General features: G+C 53.4%; 16 protein-coding genes and 3 tRNA genes. 12 read left to right on the top strand and 7 right to left on the bottom strand.

The features are described 5' to 3' along the window. The first annotated feature begins 210 nt into the window (after positions 1 to 210). Both AC236I_RS21550 and bglJ read left to right on the top strand, forming a co-directional pair. Entirely contained in the window at positions 211 to 963 is a 753-nt protein-coding gene (locus AC236I_RS21550) for a helix-turn-helix transcriptional regulator (protein ID WP_088883456.1), read from the top strand. Next, a complete protein-coding gene (gene bglJ / locus AC236I_RS21545) occupies positions 912 to 1589 on the top strand; it encodes a DNA-binding transcriptional activator BglJ (RefSeq protein WP_004857625.1) in 678 nt (225 codons plus the stop codon). Before AC236I_RS21550 ends, bglJ begins: the two co-directional genes overlap by 52 nt. A 16-nt stretch (positions 1590 to 1605) precedes the next feature. On the opposite strand, the gene AC236I_RS21540 is transcribed toward bglJ, so the two are convergent. Beyond that, positions 1606 to 2064 carry a YbaK/EbsC family protein gene (locus AC236I_RS21540; protein ID WP_004857627.1) on the bottom strand — a complete coding sequence of 153 codons (459 nt, stop codon included), beginning with the start codon at positions 2062 to 2064 and terminating at the stop codon, positions 1606 to 1608. Between the two features lie 339 nt (positions 2065 to 2403). Between AC236I_RS21540 and AC236I_RS21535 the strand changes: the two genes are divergently transcribed. Then, positions 2404 to 3747: a PTS cellobiose transporter subunit IIC gene (locus tag AC236I_RS21535; protein ID WP_004857629.1), complete on the top strand. Its 1344-nt coding sequence runs from the start codon at positions 2404 to 2406 to the stop codon at positions 3745 to 3747. Positions 3748 to 3790: 43 nt separating this feature from the next. Here AC236I_RS21535 and fhuF read toward each other — a convergent pair whose 3' ends face one another. Both fhuF and AC236I_RS21525 read right to left on the bottom strand, forming a co-directional pair. Then, a complete protein-coding gene (fhuF, locus tag AC236I_RS21530; RefSeq protein WP_004857631.1) occupies positions 3791 to 4579 on the bottom strand; it encodes a siderophore-iron reductase FhuF in 789 nt (262 codons plus the stop codon). Positions 4580 to 4691: 112 nt separating this feature from the next. Next, a complete protein-coding gene (locus AC236I_RS21525) occupies positions 4692 to 5738 on the bottom strand; it encodes a GGDEF domain-containing protein (protein WP_015585190.1) in 1047 nt (348 codons plus the stop codon). A 264-nt stretch (positions 5739 to 6002) separates the two neighbouring features. On the opposite strand from AC236I_RS21525, the gene AC236I_RS21520 reads away from it, so the two are divergent. Further along, positions 6003 to 6242 (top strand): DUF1435 domain-containing protein, encoded by a 240-nt coding sequence (locus tag AC236I_RS21520; protein WP_032716607.1) that lies wholly within the window; start codon positions 6003 to 6005, stop codon positions 6240 to 6242. A 21-nt stretch (positions 6243 to 6263) separates the two neighbouring features. On the opposite strand, the gene AC236I_RS21515 is transcribed toward AC236I_RS21520, so the two are convergent. From AC236I_RS21515 to rsmC, 4 genes are all read right to left on the bottom strand, one after another. Next, positions 6264 to 6350: transfer RNA gene (locus AC236I_RS21515), tRNA-Leu, on the bottom strand. 31 nt (positions 6351 to 6381) lie between these two features. Then, positions 6382 to 6468: transfer RNA gene (locus AC236I_RS21510), tRNA-Leu, on the bottom strand. A gap of 28 nt (positions 6469 to 6496) precedes the next feature. After that, positions 6497 to 6583, bottom strand: a tRNA-Leu gene (locus AC236I_RS21505). A gap of 167 nt (positions 6584 to 6750) precedes the next feature. Beyond that, positions 6751 to 7779, bottom strand: a complete 1029-nt coding sequence (rsmC, locus tag AC236I_RS21500) for a 16S rRNA (guanine(1207)-N(2))-methyltransferase RsmC (RefSeq protein WP_142631790.1) — start codon at positions 7777 to 7779, stop codon at positions 6751 to 6753. 205 nt (positions 7780 to 7984) lie between these two features. Here rsmC and AC236I_RS21495 point away from each other — a divergent pair, with 205 nt between their 5' ends. From AC236I_RS21495 to AC236I_RS21460, 8 genes are all read left to right on the top strand, one after another. After that, a complete protein-coding gene (locus AC236I_RS21495; RefSeq protein WP_004857639.1) occupies positions 7985 to 8398 on the top strand; it encodes a DNA polymerase III subunit psi in 414 nt (137 codons plus the stop codon). After that, positions 8367 to 8813 (top strand): ribosomal protein S18-alanine N-acetyltransferase, encoded by a 447-nt coding sequence (rimI, locus tag AC236I_RS21490; protein ID WP_004857641.1) that lies wholly within the window; start codon positions 8367 to 8369, stop codon positions 8811 to 8813. Before AC236I_RS21495 ends, rimI begins: the two co-directional genes overlap by 32 nt. Positions 8814 to 8914: 101 nt before the next feature. After that, entirely contained in the window at positions 8915 to 9592 is a 678-nt protein-coding gene (gene yjjG, locus AC236I_RS21485; protein WP_086817298.1) for a pyrimidine 5'-nucleotidase, read from the top strand. Between the two features lie 91 nt (positions 9593 to 9683). After that, positions 9684 to 11273, top strand: coding sequence for a peptide chain release factor 3 (prfC, locus tag AC236I_RS21480; protein ID WP_004857644.1), 1590 nt, complete (start codon positions 9684 to 9686; stop codon positions 11271 to 11273). 218 nt (positions 11274 to 11491) lie between these two features. Then, positions 11492 to 12103: a molecular chaperone OsmY gene (osmY, locus tag AC236I_RS21475; protein ID WP_004857647.1), complete on the top strand. Its 612-nt coding sequence runs from the start codon at positions 11492 to 11494 to the stop codon at positions 12101 to 12103. 254 nt (positions 12104 to 12357) lie between these two features. Further along, positions 12358 to 12519 carry a DUF1328 domain-containing protein gene (locus tag AC236I_RS21470; RefSeq protein WP_004857650.1) on the top strand — a complete coding sequence of 54 codons (162 nt, stop codon included), beginning with the start codon at positions 12358 to 12360 and terminating at the stop codon, positions 12517 to 12519. Positions 12520 to 12769: 250 nt separating this feature from the next. Beyond that, complete coding sequence (locus AC236I_RS21465; protein WP_032716534.1) at positions 12770 to 13843, top strand: patatin-like phospholipase family protein; 1074 nt, start codon at positions 12770 to 12772, stop codon at positions 13841 to 13843. After that, positions 13840 to 14619 carry a metal-dependent hydrolase gene (locus tag AC236I_RS21460; protein WP_004857654.1) on the top strand — a complete coding sequence of 260 codons (780 nt, stop codon included), beginning with the start codon at positions 13840 to 13842 and terminating at the stop codon, positions 14617 to 14619. The genes AC236I_RS21465 and AC236I_RS21460 overlap by 4 nt, the downstream gene beginning before the upstream one ends. Positions 14620 to 14992 lie beyond the last annotated feature (373 nt).

Genomic DNA, 14992 nt, shown 5'->3' with positions numbered 1-14992 from the left:
TTTCTAATTTATTGTTGCTCTTTATGTATGCTAATGTCGTTTATTGCTAAGGCCAGCAATGCAATTCCCCACACTAAAATTGGTACAGAGCGTAAGGCCGAAACGTTCGCCAGGGGTGACACGGATTCACCTGGCAAAATAATATTATGGTTGCCAGGGGGCCATCTGTTTTATGCCAGACGTGAATCTTCTACAGAAAACGGAGGGTTTATGTTACCAGGACATGATCAGTGCGGCATCATCATCAGCAAAATACCGGTTATGCAGTCCGGCTTAAAAACCATCACCAGTGAATGTCTCCCCGACTATATATTCAGCTGCTGCCGTTCGCCGGAGGAGCTCACGCTAACCGAACTGGGTCGAACCCGGCAGGTTATTGTCGACCTGTCCGGTGACCTCAGCCAGCCTCAGGAAGTTTGTGAATATTATTGTTTTTTAATGAGTCAGTATAAAGATATTCACTGGGTTTATATTGTCGGGCGCGCCAGCGATCGCGCGGCCCAGATATTTTTAGTCCGTGATAACAGTACATTAGTTTCCGACATGGCGCCGGTGGTACGTTTAGGCGCAGCGATATGCGCGGCAGAAGCGAGGCGCCCGGAGGATGTGTCTGTCACGAATGATAAAGCGACTTTTCTCAATACGCCAACCGATACGGTATCGATGAGCCCGGAGATGATAAGCTCGCTGACTTTATCTGAGCGCAAAGTTTTACGGCTTCTGGCAAAGGGCTGGGGAATTAATCAAATAGCCTCGTTATTGAAAAAAAGTAATAAGACGATTAGCGCGCAAAAAAATAGCGCTATGCGCCGTTTATCTTTGAATGGCAATGCGCAGATGTATGCCTGGATTAATAGTGAACAAGGGATGAAAGAGTTGAATATATACTCAGAACATGGAGAGCTGCAGGAATGGAGAAGCGTAGCGAAGCGCAACGCATTGCTGTCATCGAACCGTGCGTAATGACGGAGACGGCGCTTCGTTTTATCTTAAACGATCGTTATAACGAAAATAGTGGCATTCATTTTTTCAAAGATGTTCAGTCATTGACGCAAACGATGAATATCAGGCAGGTCACTGCGATTATTTTTTCGCTTTCCGGTCATCGTCAGCTGCGACTGGAAAGTTTGCTTTTTTTTCAGGAGGCTGCTTATACCCATCCGAATATTCTGCGAATTATTCTGGCGAATAGCGGAGCAGAGCGTGACTTAATTACTCAGCTGGTGCCATTCCACCTGCACGGCGTTTTAAATAAAGCCTGCGGCCGTGAAACGCTGCAGGAGCAGCTATTTCGGCTACTTGAGCAACAAATAGCCCCCCGTAATGAACCTGCCAGCCGCAAGGCGCTCTACGGTCATCGCCTCAGTTATATGGAGCAAACAATTCTTCGCTATATAGCCTGTGGCTATTCATTGTCAGAGATAGCGGTGCAGATGGAGCGGAATATCAAAACCATTCGCGCCCACAAGTGCAATGCGATGGCCAGGCTGGGTATCAGCTCCGATCTCGGGCTGCTGAGCGCAGCCGATATTTTGATCCATTTCCCGCCGCCATGCTGCCAGGACGCTGCGGGGGAAGGGATAGCGTAGCCGTGCTCCAGGTATGCTACTGGCAAACATCAATCCAGGTCGCTTCGGTCAACTGCGCCATTCTGTCCGGTGAAATGCGCACTGCGCTATGGATAGCGCCTGCTGCCGGTAAGACTTCCGGGTACTGTTTTAGCGAAATATCGCAGTAGATCGCCAGCGGATTTTCCAGCCCGAAAGGACACACGCCGCCCACCGGATGCCCGGTCAACATCACGACCTCATCACTGCTGAGCATGCGCGCTTTCGCGCCAAATGCGTCCTTCAGTTTTTTATTATCCAGCCGGGCGTTGCCGCTGGCGACAACAAGGATGACCTGTTCTTTCACTTTTAACGAAAGGGTCTTGGCGATTTGCCCGGGTTCGACATGATGCGCGGCGGCTGCCAGGGCAACGGTGGCCGTACTTTGATTTAGCTCGATGATGTCGATATCGGGGGCATGTTCGGCAAAAAACTGCCGCACGGACTGCAGGCTCATTGGGATCTCCTGATTAATGACCGATTTAATCTGTCACAAGGCCGGAGGAGTGTAAATATTGTTGATTGAGAATCAGGAATTATTCCAATTTCTGGATCTTCTTCACAATCACCGTAACCGGTTACTGTAACCGGTTGCTGTTCTGCTCGCTCAGATGAATACTGGATGGGTAACTTCCCTGTATCACATATAACAAAGAGCCGTGTATGAATCGTGCTGACTTGAACAGTATAGAGAATGGAATGGCCGGCGTGGCTGTCCGTTCACAGAACATCTTTCATCACAACGGCAGAATAATCGTTGTTGGGCCAGTATCTAAAGCCTGTCAGGAGGGCTGCTATGTCTGCTAACCATGCTGCGTTTAATCTGATATTTCGCTTTGTAGAAAATTATATAAGCCCTGTCGCCGGGCGAATCTCGTCGCAGCGCCACGTGATGGCTATCCGTGACGGTTTCATCTCGGCAATGCCGTTTATGATTGTCGGGTCATTCCTGCTGGTCTTTGCCTACCCGCCGTTTTCGCCTGATACCACCTGGGGGTTTGCACGCGCCTGGCTGGATTTGGCGAAAGAGTTTGAAGGGCGGATTCTGACGCCGTTTGATATGACGATGGGCATTATGTCTATCTACATTTGCGCCGCGATCTCTTATAACCTCGGCAAGCATTATGAGAAGACCCATCAGCTCGATCCCTTCATGTGCAGCATGTTGTCCATTATGGCTTTTCTGCTGGTGGCGGCGCCAAAAACGAACGGCACCCTGCCGGTCGATAGCCTCGGCGGTACGGGGATTTTTACGGCGATTCTGGTGGCCGTGTACTGCGTTGAAATGATGCGTTTCCTGAAGGCGCACAATATCGGTATTCGCCTGCCGGATCAGGTGCCGCCGATGATCAAAAACTCCTTTGATCTGCTCATTCCGGTGCTGGTGGTGGTGTTGACGCTCTATCCGCTCAGCCTGTTTATTCAGCACCATTTTGACATGCTTATTCCGCAGGCCATCATGGCCATCTTTAAACCCCTGGTATCCGCAGCGGACTCGCTGCCGGCGATTTTACTGGCGGTGCTGATCGGCCATCTGCTGTGGTTCGCCGGGATCCACGGCGCGGCGATTGTCTCTGGCATGCTGCAAATGTTCTGGCTGACTAACCTCGGGATGAACCAGCAGGCGCTGGCTCAGGGCGCGCCGCTGCCGCATATCTTTATGGAGGCGTTCTGGACCTTCTTTATTGTTATCGGGGGGTCTGGCGCCACAATGGGCCTGGTCTTCTGCTATCTGCGCAGCCGGTCGGCGCATCTGCGTTCAATCGGTCGGCTGAGCGTCGTGCCAAGCCTGTTTAATATTAACGAGCCGGTTATTTTCGGCACGCCTATCGTCATGAACCCGGTCTTCTTTATTCCGTTCCTGCTGGCACCGATGGTTAACGCCGTATTGGCCTGGGCGGCGATGAAGCTGGATCTGATTGGACGAGTGATTTCAGTTGTACCGTGGACGGCTCCGGCGCCCATTGGCGGCGCGTGGGCATTGGGCTGGGATTTCCGGGCGGCAATTCTGGTGGTTATTCTGGCCTGCGTCTCCGCGATTATCTACTTCCCGTTCTTTAAGGTGTATGAGAAACAGCTGTTGGCGCAGGAGGCTGAAGAGGCTCAGCGTCTGGAAGAAGAGAGTCAGCAGACAGCATAAGATAACCGGCGGGCGGCCCGAATGCCGCCCGCCGTGAATGGCATTATTTCAGCGTGCAGTCTCCGCACTGAAGAACGTCTGGCAGACGATTACGTTGACAGCAGGTGCGGCGCACCAGCAATCCTTCCCGCAAAATCACCGTTCGCCACAGCGGATTGTCCTGGCCATCAGCAAACTGCTTTTCAAAGAAGCAGTGTTGACGCAGGGCGGCAACCTGTTCGTCCCCCAGCAGCGCTTTCATTTCTCCCAGATACCAGTTGATCAGATAGCCGGTATTACTCCAGATAAGCTTGCCATTGATATCACCGGTCGCTTCCAGCGCCTGTACCACCGGCAGCAGGGCGTGGGTCACCAGCGTTTCCATACGCGTTTGCGGCGAATGGGGTCTGGCGGAGGAGTCTGCTTTGACATCGATCCAGAAGCAGGCCGCGCGGCCCGTTTCATGAAATTCAACGCGAAAACGCTCCGGGGCAACACTGATGGCGGTCTCTTCACTCAGCAGCGCCAGCATCAGCGGTGGCACTAGCAGGCCGATATACCATTGCGCCCAAAGTGAGAGCAGCGGTTTCTGTTCACGTGGCATCGTCGGCTGGTTGCGATAGATATGATCGGACCAGGTTGCCAGCAGAGAGCTGAGTACCGTGGGCGTTGACCATTCTGCGAGCGTCAATGCGCAAGACGGGGCCTCTTCATCAAGGCGAAGAAAATCCAGCAGATGGGGACGAAGGGTGGTGATTTTTTCCCGAATCGCATTCGCCAACGCATCTTCGGCCGGCAGCAACGGAGCCTGCCAGATGATGTCATTGCGGAATGAAACAGAACGGTAAGCCATCAAATCGCCAGATATGAATCTAAATGATAATGATTAGTGATACTAGTTAGTTGTCCGGGCGATGGCAAGATATTTGTCTGCGTCGCGTGCGCTGTACCACGCGGCGGCGGGATCAGCTGGCGAGGATAATGTTGCGTCCCTGGCCCTTTGCTTCATAGAGCGCCGTATCGGCTCTTTTCAGGGCGCCATCAATATCGGAGTCCATGAGGGGCGTCATGCCAATACTAATGGTGACATTGGTGGCGACGCTTTCATTAAACATATGGGGAATTTTCAAATCGTAAACCTGCTGGCGGATACGCTCGGCGGCCAGCGAAGCCGCTTCCGCCGTGCTGTTTGTTAACAGCACCATAAACTCTTCACCGCCAAAGCGCGCGACGATATCACGCGATCGTACGGCATTGCGAATCGCAGCGGAGACCTGAATCAATGCCTGATCGCCCATCATATGACCATAGTGGTCGTTGTAGGCTTTAAAGTGGTCAATATCCAGCAGCAGCACATGATGGTCACTGTCACTCACCGCCAGAAGGGTATCCAGGCGGTTCTGCAGGCCGCGCCGGTTATATAAACCGGTGAGAGGGTCCAGCATACTCAGATCGTTCAGGGTGTTGCGTTCCTGCAGTAATTTATCCATCAGCCCCTGGGTGAAGGCATCGCTGCGTTTTTGAATGATGCTCTGCAACATAATGCCGGCAATGGGGAGCGTGAGGCAATACAACATACGTAACCACTGTTCACCTTCGGCAAGAAACAGACAGGCAATAAACGTGGGTAAAGAGTGCAGGGTAAAGGCAATGATATTATTGGGGAATGCGATAGCGCCAATAAACAATATGCTTAATAACGCAATGACCAGAAAGTTAAAATGAGGCACCGGCAGTAACAATGCTTTTTCCGTTATATGCGACGCCCACAGCACACCAAATATCAGAGAAATAAAAGGAATACTTATTTTACGCCGTGAAAATTTCCAGTGCCATAGCGCCAGGGCGGCACTGAGTATAACGATCAGGGCGCAGGGAAAGGTAAAGCTGACGGGGGTATAGAGCGGACTGATTAGCGAGAAAACCGCAGAAATAAAATTCAGCAGCAAAAAGAGCCGTAAGGAATATTGATATTTTTTATCATAATGTTTTTGCCAGGATTGTGCAGTCATATTGGGCGTGTCGTTATTAGTCATTAAATTTCAAAATGATGGCTGCCAAAAATGAACGATAAAAAGCACTGCACACAGTGCGGTTTTTTGCGAAATAATCAAATATTTTAATACATTACTACGGCGCGTTTAATTTATCACCTTCACCAATCTATGTCATCAGGCCGAACGTAAAGAACGAAATATCCTGATGGGCAAAACATGACAAATGATAAACGCTATCATATGATATTGGTTATCATTATCGATTGGAAAGGTGAGAACATGTTGCAGCGAGCTTTGGGCAGTGGATGGGCAGTGCTGTTGCCTGGGATACTGGTTGCTGTACTGGGAGGGGCTGGCCTGTCGGTAGATGCCTGGCGTGGGCTGATCGCGGTCGGTCTATTGATGACGGCATTGATGATCTGGCACCGGCGTTTACGGCATTTCGTACTGTTGCCGTCATGCGTAGCGTTAATCAGTGGAATGATGCTGATGGCGTTGAATTTGAAGCTGATGGGGTAATACAGAGAAGGGTAAGAATATTGGTGCGAGGGGGGGGACTTGAACCCCCACGTCCGTAAGGACACTAACACCTGAAGCTAGCGCGTCTACCAATTCCGCCACCTTCGCACAGTATTCTTAATTTTTGATATCGCCTCGTTGGTGCGAGGGGGGGGACTTGAACCCCCACGTCCGTAAGAACACTAACACCTGAAGCTAGCGCGTCTACCAATTCCGCCACCTTCGCACAGTGCGAGCGATATCTGCGTGGTTTATGGTGCGAGGGGGGGGACTTGAACCCCCACGTCCGTAAGGACACTAACACCTGAAGCTAGCGCGTCTACCAATTCCGCCACCTTCGCATACCATCGACACTATGAAAGTATCGTTACCACGGAGGCGCATTCTAGTGGTTTTCAGCTATACGTCAATAGTTAATTGTGTGGCCTGGATTGATTGTTGCAAAAATGGTCGAATTTGAGGGGGGGAACCGGCGGCGGGGTTGCCCTGCCGCCGGAGAAGATGAAAATTATTTTTTCGCCTGGCGGGTCATGACGGTACGGTAAACTTTAAAGCGACCGGTTTGGGCAATCACTTCATGGAAGCCGAAGACTTCATCCAGCACATCCGGATACGGCAGGAAGGCGTTGGCGACAATACGCAGCTCCCCGCCGCTGTTCAGATGACGGACCGCGCCGCGAATCAGCGTTTGCGCAGCTTCCTGGCTGGTCTGCAGGCCATCGTGGAACGGTGGGTTGGAGATAATCATGTCGAAACGACCGTTCACCTCGGAGAACACATTGCTGGCGAACACGTCACCTTCAATGCCGTTGGCAGCGAGCGTTGCGTGGCTCGCTTCGACCGCCGGCGCGCTGACGTCGCAGAGCGTCAGGCGGACCTTCGGCGAGTGGCTGGCCAGGACGGTCGCCAGCACGCCTGCGCCGCAGCCGACATCGAGCACTTTACCTTTGGTGTGCGGCGTCAGCGTTGAGAGCAGCAGCTGGCTGCCAATATCCAGTCCGTCACGGCTGAATACGCCTGGCAGCGTTTTAATGGTCAGATTTTCCAGCGGGTATTCGCCCCAGTACTGCTGCGGATCGAACGTCGGCTGTTTTTCCAGACGCCCGTGATACAGCCCGCAGCGACGTGCGCTGTCCACTTTCGTCAGAGGGACATATTCGGCCAGCATCTGTTCGGCGCTGCGAACGCCGCTGCGGTTTTCCCCGACGACGAAAACGTCAATGCCGACCGGTAGCAGCGACAGCAGGTTCATCAGTTGAAACTGCGCTTCCGGTTTGTTCTTGGGCCAGTAGTAAATCAGCGTGTCGCAATCGGCAACGTCGCTGGCTTCGGCGACCAGACTAAAACGTACGTTTTCGCCCATCTGGCCGTTCAGGACTTGCCAGTGGTGAAACTGCTGGGTGTGGGCGCGGCTGGCCGCGGTGTCCAGACGTGCGGGCAGGTCATCCTGCAGGTCACCGGCAAACAGAACGCGTGCGGGTTCGAAATCATCACTGTGGCGCAGCAAGACTTCACTTGCCGGGGTAAAAGCAGACATGAAACACTCCTTCATTAAGACTGGCGCCGATTATACACGTTATCCAGAATGCTGCCTCTTTGTTGGCGCTGCTGGCGCCGCCTGCGCGCGGATAACGCTATACGCCTCACCTCTGAGCGAGCGGCGGGCGCGTCGTTCGTAGTTTGTTGGCGCAGATAAGCGGGATTTGCTATATTGCGCGCTTAATTAACAGGAGTGTTTTGCTATGACTTCCCGACGAGAGTGGCAATTACAGCAGCTGGGTATCACCCGGTGGTCGCTGCGTCGCCCCGGGGCGTTACAGGGTGAAATCGCTATCTCGCTTCCAGGGCATATTCGTTTGGTGATGGTGGCAGAAAACCCGCCGTCGCTGACTGAACCGCTCATCAGCGATATTCTACGTGCTTTGGCGCTGTCGCCGGATCAGGTACTGCAGCTCACGCCGGATCGCGTGGCTATGTTGCCGCAGGATAGCCGCTGCAACAGCTGGCGGCTGGGTACTGACGCACCGTTACTGCTGGCGGGCGCGCAGGTTTCGACGCCCGCTTTTGATGAACTCCAGACCAGCGCGCCTGCCCGTATGGCGCTCTGGCAACAAATCTGCGCTCATGAACACGATTTCTACCCTCAACACGGCTGATTTGCCCCGTGCCTGGCAAATAGAACAACGCGCCCACGCTTTTCCGTGGAGCGAACAAACCTTTGCCAGCAATCAGGGGGAACGTTATCTCAACCTTCAACTAACGGTTGATGGCGAGATGGCGGCCTTCGCGATTACGCAAGTTATCCTCGATGAAGCGACGCTGTTTAACATCGCCGTCGACCCGGCTTTTCAGCGGCGTGGCCTTGGGCGAGCGCTGCTGGAGCAGGTGATTGATGAGGTTGAGAAACGCGGGGTCGCAACGCTGTGGCTGGAAGTGCGTGCGTCGAACGTAGCCGCTATCGCACTTTACGAGAGCTTAGGTTTTAACGAGGCAACCATTCGTCGCAACTATTATCCCACGGCCGACGGGCGTGAGGATGCGATCATAATGGCGTTGCCAGTCAGTATGTAACGGCCTGTTCGCCAGGCTTTTTTAAGGGTAAGTCTGACGCTGTGCTGTTCAGACCTGCTGTAACAAGACGCCTGTGTGGCGGGCAATGACAGGGTGATACGATGAAGTGGGACTGGATTTTCTTTGATGCCGATGAAACGCTGTTTACATTTGATTCTTTTACCGGTCTGCAGCGAATGTTTCTCGACTATAGCGTGACCTTTAGCGCTGAAGATTTTCAGGACTATCAGGCCGTGAACAAACCCCTGTGGGTGGACTATCAAAACGGCACGATCACTGCGCTGCAGCTGCAACATCAGCGTTTTAATTGCTGGGCGGAGCGCCTCAGCGTGCCGCCGGGCGAACTCAACGACGCCTTTATGAATGCGATGGCCGAGATCTGCTCGCCGCTGCCTGGGGCGATATCGCTGCTGAATGCGCTGCAGGGGAAGGTGAAGATGGGGATCATCACCAACGGGTTTACCTCGCTGCAGCAGATTCGTCTGGAACGCACCGGCTTACGCGATCACTTTGATTTATTGATTATTTCTGAAGAGGTCGGCGTGGCGAAGCCGGACGCGCGCATTTTTGAATATGCGCTGGCGCAGGCGGGTCATCCCGATCGTTCCCGCGTGCTGATGGTCGGCGATACGGCAGAGTCCGATATCCGCGGCGGGGTGAATGCCGGCCTTGCCACCTGCTGGCTGAATGCCCATCAGCGTGAATTGCCTGCCGATCTTCACCCCGACTGGACGGTGACCTCTTTAAGCGACCTGGAGCAGCTCCTGTGTAAACACTGATTGCCTCCCCCCCATTGATGGGTAAAATAGCCGCAATTTTTCGTATTCCACATGCGTGGCCGGTTGCCGCGTTTACTAAGAAGAATCAATTATGACGTTGTCTCCTTATCTGCAAGAGGTGGCCAAACGCCGCACTTTTGCCATTATCTCTCACCCGGATGCCGGTAAAACGACCATCACCGAGAAGGTATTACTGTTCGGACAGGCGATTCAGACCGCCGGTACCGTTAAAGGCCGTGGTTCCAGCCAGCATGCAAAATCAGACTGGATGGAGATGGAAAAACAGCGTGGTATCTCCATTACCACGTCGGTGATGCAGTTCCCGTATCACAACAGCCTGGTTAACCTGCTGGATACCCCGGGCCACGAAGACTTCTCCGAAGATACCTACCGTACCCTGACGGCGGTGGACTGCTGTCTGATGGTCATCGATGCGGCAAAAGGCGTTGAAGATCGTACCCGTAAGCTGATGGAAGTTACCCGTCTGCGCGATACGCCGATCCTGACGTTCATGAACAAACTCGACCGTGATATCCGCGATCCGATGGAGCTGCTGGATGAGGTGGAGAACGAACTGCGTATTGCCTGCGCGCCGATCACCTGGCCGATTGGCTGCGGTAAGCTGTTTAAGGGCGTGTACCATCTCTACAAAGATGAGACCTATCTCTATCAGACCGGTAAGGGCCACACGATTCAGGAAGTGCGGATCGTGAAAGGGTTGAATAACCCGGATCTCGATCTGGCCGTCGGCGAAGATCTGGCGCAGCAGCTGCGCGATGAGCTGGAGCTGGTACAGGGCGCTTCAAACGAGTTTGATAAAGATCTGTTCCTCGCCGGCGAAATCACCCCGGTCTTCTTTGGTACGGCCTTAGGTAACTTCGGCGTGGATCATATGCTGGATGGCCTGGTTGAGTGGGCGCCGGCGCCGATGCCGCGTAAAACCGATACCCGTGAAGTGACGGCGGAAGAAGAGAAATTTACCGGTTTCGTCTTTAAAATTCAGGCCAACATGGATCCGAAACACCGTGACCGCGTGGCCTTTATGCGCGTGGTGTCCGGTAAGTATGAGAAGGGCATGAAGCTGCGTCAGGTCCGTACGGGCAAAGACGTGGTGATTTCCGATGCGCTGACCTTTATGGCCGGCGACCGTTCTCATGTGGAAGAGGCCTGGCCGGGCGATATTATCGGTCTGCACAACCACGGCACGATTCAGATCGGCGACACCTTCACCCAGGGCGAGATGATGAAGTTCACCGGTATCCCGAACTTCGCGCCGGAGCTGTTCCGCCGTATTCGCCTGAAGGATCCGCTGAAGCAGAAACAGCTGCTGAAAGGGCTGGTACAGCTTTCTGAAGAGGGCGCGGTACAGGTCTTCCGTCCGATCGCCAATAACGATCTTATTGTCGGCGCGGTCGGTGTGCTGCAGTTTGATGTGGTCGTGGCTCGTCTGAAGAGTGAATACAACGTTGAAGCGATTTACGAATCGGTGAACGTGGCGACCGCGCGTTGGGTGGAATCCACCGACGTGAAAAAATTTGAGGAATTTAAGCGTAAAAACGAAATTCAGCTGGCCCTCGATGGCGGTGATAATCTGACATATATCGCGCCAACTATGGTTAACCTGAACCTGACGCAGGAACGCTATCCTGACGTTCTGTTCCGTAAAACTCGCGAGCACTAATCCCTTCCGGAGCGCGGCTCTCACCGCGCTCCACGCTATTTTTTCGTCGTTTCCCGCGTTATAGAAAGTTCTTAAAGATCCCCGTCAGCGTGACTTTTTGTACATATTTTCCGTCTCTTTCATGACCTTCTACTATATTTAATAAGTAATTTTTAAGATTCTGGCTTAATAAGCTACTTATTTTGCTTTAGCGATATAGAAATAACGAGGACAGAGAGATGACAAGACTAAAGGATGCCGGGACGTTGCTGGCTCTCTTCTTAGGCTCAGCCATGATAAGCGCCTCGGCATATGCAGAAAATCCGCCGGCGAACAGCGCACAATCGGTTGCCACCAGCGCCGGTCAGGCCGTCGACAGCTCGCTGAATAAAGTCGGCGATTTTATGGATGACAGCACCATCACCGCCAGAGTGAAAGCGGCGCTGATTGACGATAAAAATATTCGCAGCAGCGATATCTCTGTGAAAACTGAGAATAAAGTGGTGACACTGAGCGGCTCGGTTGACAGCGCGGAGCAAAAAGATCTGGCGGTGAACGCCGCGAAAACGGTCAAAGGCGTCACCACCGTGAATGACCAGTTGAACGTGGTCGCAGAGAAGTCTGCCAGCCTGGAAGGGTACGCGGGCGATACGGCCATTACCAGTCAAGTTAAAGCCAAACTGTTGGCGGATGACATTGTGCCGTCGCGAAAAGTAACGGTTGAGACCCGTGACGGGACCGTACATTTATCCGGAACCGTTGATTCACGTCAGCAGGCGGATCGCGCGGCAGACATTGCCAAAGCCGTTTCTGGTGTTAAAAACGTAGAAAATAATCTCAGCGTTAAATAAACCCATTCATTTAATAACGTTATTTCCCGCTAACTATTCAACTCTTTGAATTATGCGTTGAATGACATGCGGGAGGTAAACAAATGAATCCTCTGGCGCTTATTCAGGTCATTTTATCGAGGAACACGGGCATCGCCCGACCACCAGCAATTCGACGTATGACGAGTGAAGAAAAAGAGCATGACAGGGTTGATTTATGCGCGGCCTGAGCGCGCAGAAAAGCGACCGTTATCCACTATGGTAAGGAGCACATTATGTTTCGATGGGGCATTATTTTTCTGGTCATTGCACTGATTGCCGCCGCGTTAGGATTTGGTAGCCTGGCGGGTACGGCTGCCTGGGCTGCAAAAATCGTCTTTGTCGTCGGTATTATTCTGTTCCTGGTTAGCCTGTTTACCGGGCGCCGGCGCCCATAGAAAGCGGTCTTTCCCTGCCGCGCAAGACGCGAAAGGCGTTTTAATGACATAGCGTTTTACATAAAGCCAGTCCTCAGGACTGGCTTTCGTGGTTTCAGGGGGGTAATAATTGCAGGACGGCGCGGCGATGGATGTCAGGATTTCAGATCCCTTGCGGGCGGTGAATGCCGCCCGACGGGCCGGGAGCGCCGGGGGGAGACCCTACCGAATGATTTTGGGCTGGTACAATAAAACATAACAGGAAAGCAGGGTGGGACATCGAATTCCCGTAACGCTTGGCAACATTGCGCCGTTGTCTGTCAAACCATTTCTTCCGGGCAAGCTTGGCCTGGTGTGCGAGGGTGGCGGTCAGCGAGGTATTTTTACCGCCGGAGTACTGGATGAGTTTATGCGCGCGGGATTCAACCCCTTTGACATTATGCTGGGGACATCCGCCGGGGCGCAGAACCTGTCGGCCTACATGTGCAACCAGCAGGGCTACGCCCGCAAGGTCATCACCCGTTACACCACGGCCCGGGAATTTTTCGATCCTATGCGTTTTGTCCGCGGCGGTAATCTCATCGATCTTGACTGGCTGGTGGAGACCACGGCGCAAAAAATGCCGCTGGCGATGAGCTATGCGGAGGAGCAGTTCGCCCTGGGGAAAGAGCTGTGGATGTGCGCCTGCCGGGGCGATGATTATACGCCAGACTATTTTGCTCCCACCCAGACCACGTGGCTCGATCTGATCCGCGCCTCCAGCGCGATCCCCGGTTTCTATCGCAGCGGCGTCATGCTGGACGGCATCAGCTATCTGGATGGCGGCGTCAGCGATGCGATTCCCGTACAGGAGGCGGCCCGACGCGGGGCGCAAACCATCGTGGTTATCCGTACGGTGCCTTCGCAGATGTTCTATACCCCGCAGTGGTTTAAGCGAATGGAGCGCTGGCTGGGGGAAAGCAGCCTGCAGCCGTTTGTGAACCTGGTCCAGCATCACGAGGCCACCTATCGCACTACCCAACAGTTTATTGAGAAGCCGCCGGGTAAGCTGCGCATCCTGGAAATTTATCCGCAGAAACCGCTTAAAAGTATGGCGCTGGGAAGCCGTTTACCGGCGCTGCTGGAAGACTACAAGACCGGGCGACAGTGCGGACGTTATTTCCTCGCGACGGTCGGCAAAATGCTGGCCGACCGTCCACCGCTGGTGCGTCATCTGCCGCGAATCACGCAGCCGGCCTCGGTTGTGGTGCCGGCGGCTTCCGTCGCCAACGATTCTCACCCGGCCACTTTCGTGACCGCCCCGCAGGCTAATGATGCCAGCTTTGATAACGAGGATCTGGCATGACGTGGACGTTTATCGATACGCATTGTCATTTTGATTTCCCGCCCTTCGCCGGCCATGCCGCCGAGAGTCTTGCCCGGGCGGCGCAAGCCGGGGTGACGCAGATAATTGTTCCGGCCATTGAAGCGGAAAATTTCCCCCGCGTATTAGCGCTGGCGGAGCAGCATGAAGCGATTTATGCCGCCGTGGGACTGCATCCCATTGCGATCGAGCGGCATGATGAGCGCAGTCTTGAGCGCCTGGAGGAGTGCCTGCGCCAACGCCACCGAAAGCTGGTCGCGGTGGGGGAGACGGGGCTCGATCTGTATCGTGACGATCCGCAGTTTGAGCGCCAGCAGGTCATGCTGGAAGCGCAGCTGCGGCTGGCGAAGCGTTACGATCTGCCGGTGATTCTGCACTCCCGACGTACTCACGATAAGCTGGCGATGCTGCTGAAAAAACATGCCCTGCCGAGAACCGGCGTGGTGCATGGTTTCGCGGGAAGCCTGCAGCAAGCGGAACGTTTCGTTCAGGCAGGTTATAAAATTGGCGTCGGCGGAACCATAACCTACCCACGCGCCAGTAAAACGCGTGATGTCATGGCGCGTCTACCGCTATCGGCACTGCTGCTGGAGACGGATGCGCCGGATATGCCGCTCAATGGTTTTCAGGGGCAGCCAAATCGGCCCGAGCAGGTGGCCCGTGTCTTTGCCTCGCTATGTGAACTGCGGCAGGAACCTGCGGATGTCATTGCCAATGCGTTGATTCACAATACGAAAGCGTTGTTCTGTACCCTGTGACGTCCCACTCTCAGTGATGACGCTCGTGCGTCAGCCGCGGTGAAGAGGCTGCGGCTTCATCGCCGGTATTCCCGGATACCTCCCTTTCTCACTCCTCTGCGGATGTTATAATTTCATCATTTCCTTTTTTTTAGTAACTTACTTATTTTTCAGTGGTTATTGCCTGTTTTTCAATTTTTAGCACAAAATGCACTCGCTGTTGTCGAGGTATCCTGTGGTTTTATGTTATTATATTAACATTCAGTTGCGTCTGCGGATTTTGATTATGCTTAAAGTAAACATGGCGTTTTGCAGCGCAATACTGCACTCATAAAGGTGACTTATGTCACATTACAGTAATGCAAATTCTCTATGAGTTTTCATTAACTGTGAT

This window comes from Klebsiella sp. Sb-30, from assembly GCF_057652795.1.
The sequence above is the reverse complement of the archived record's forward strand: the minus strand, read 5'-3'. Positions and strand labels throughout refer to the sequence as shown.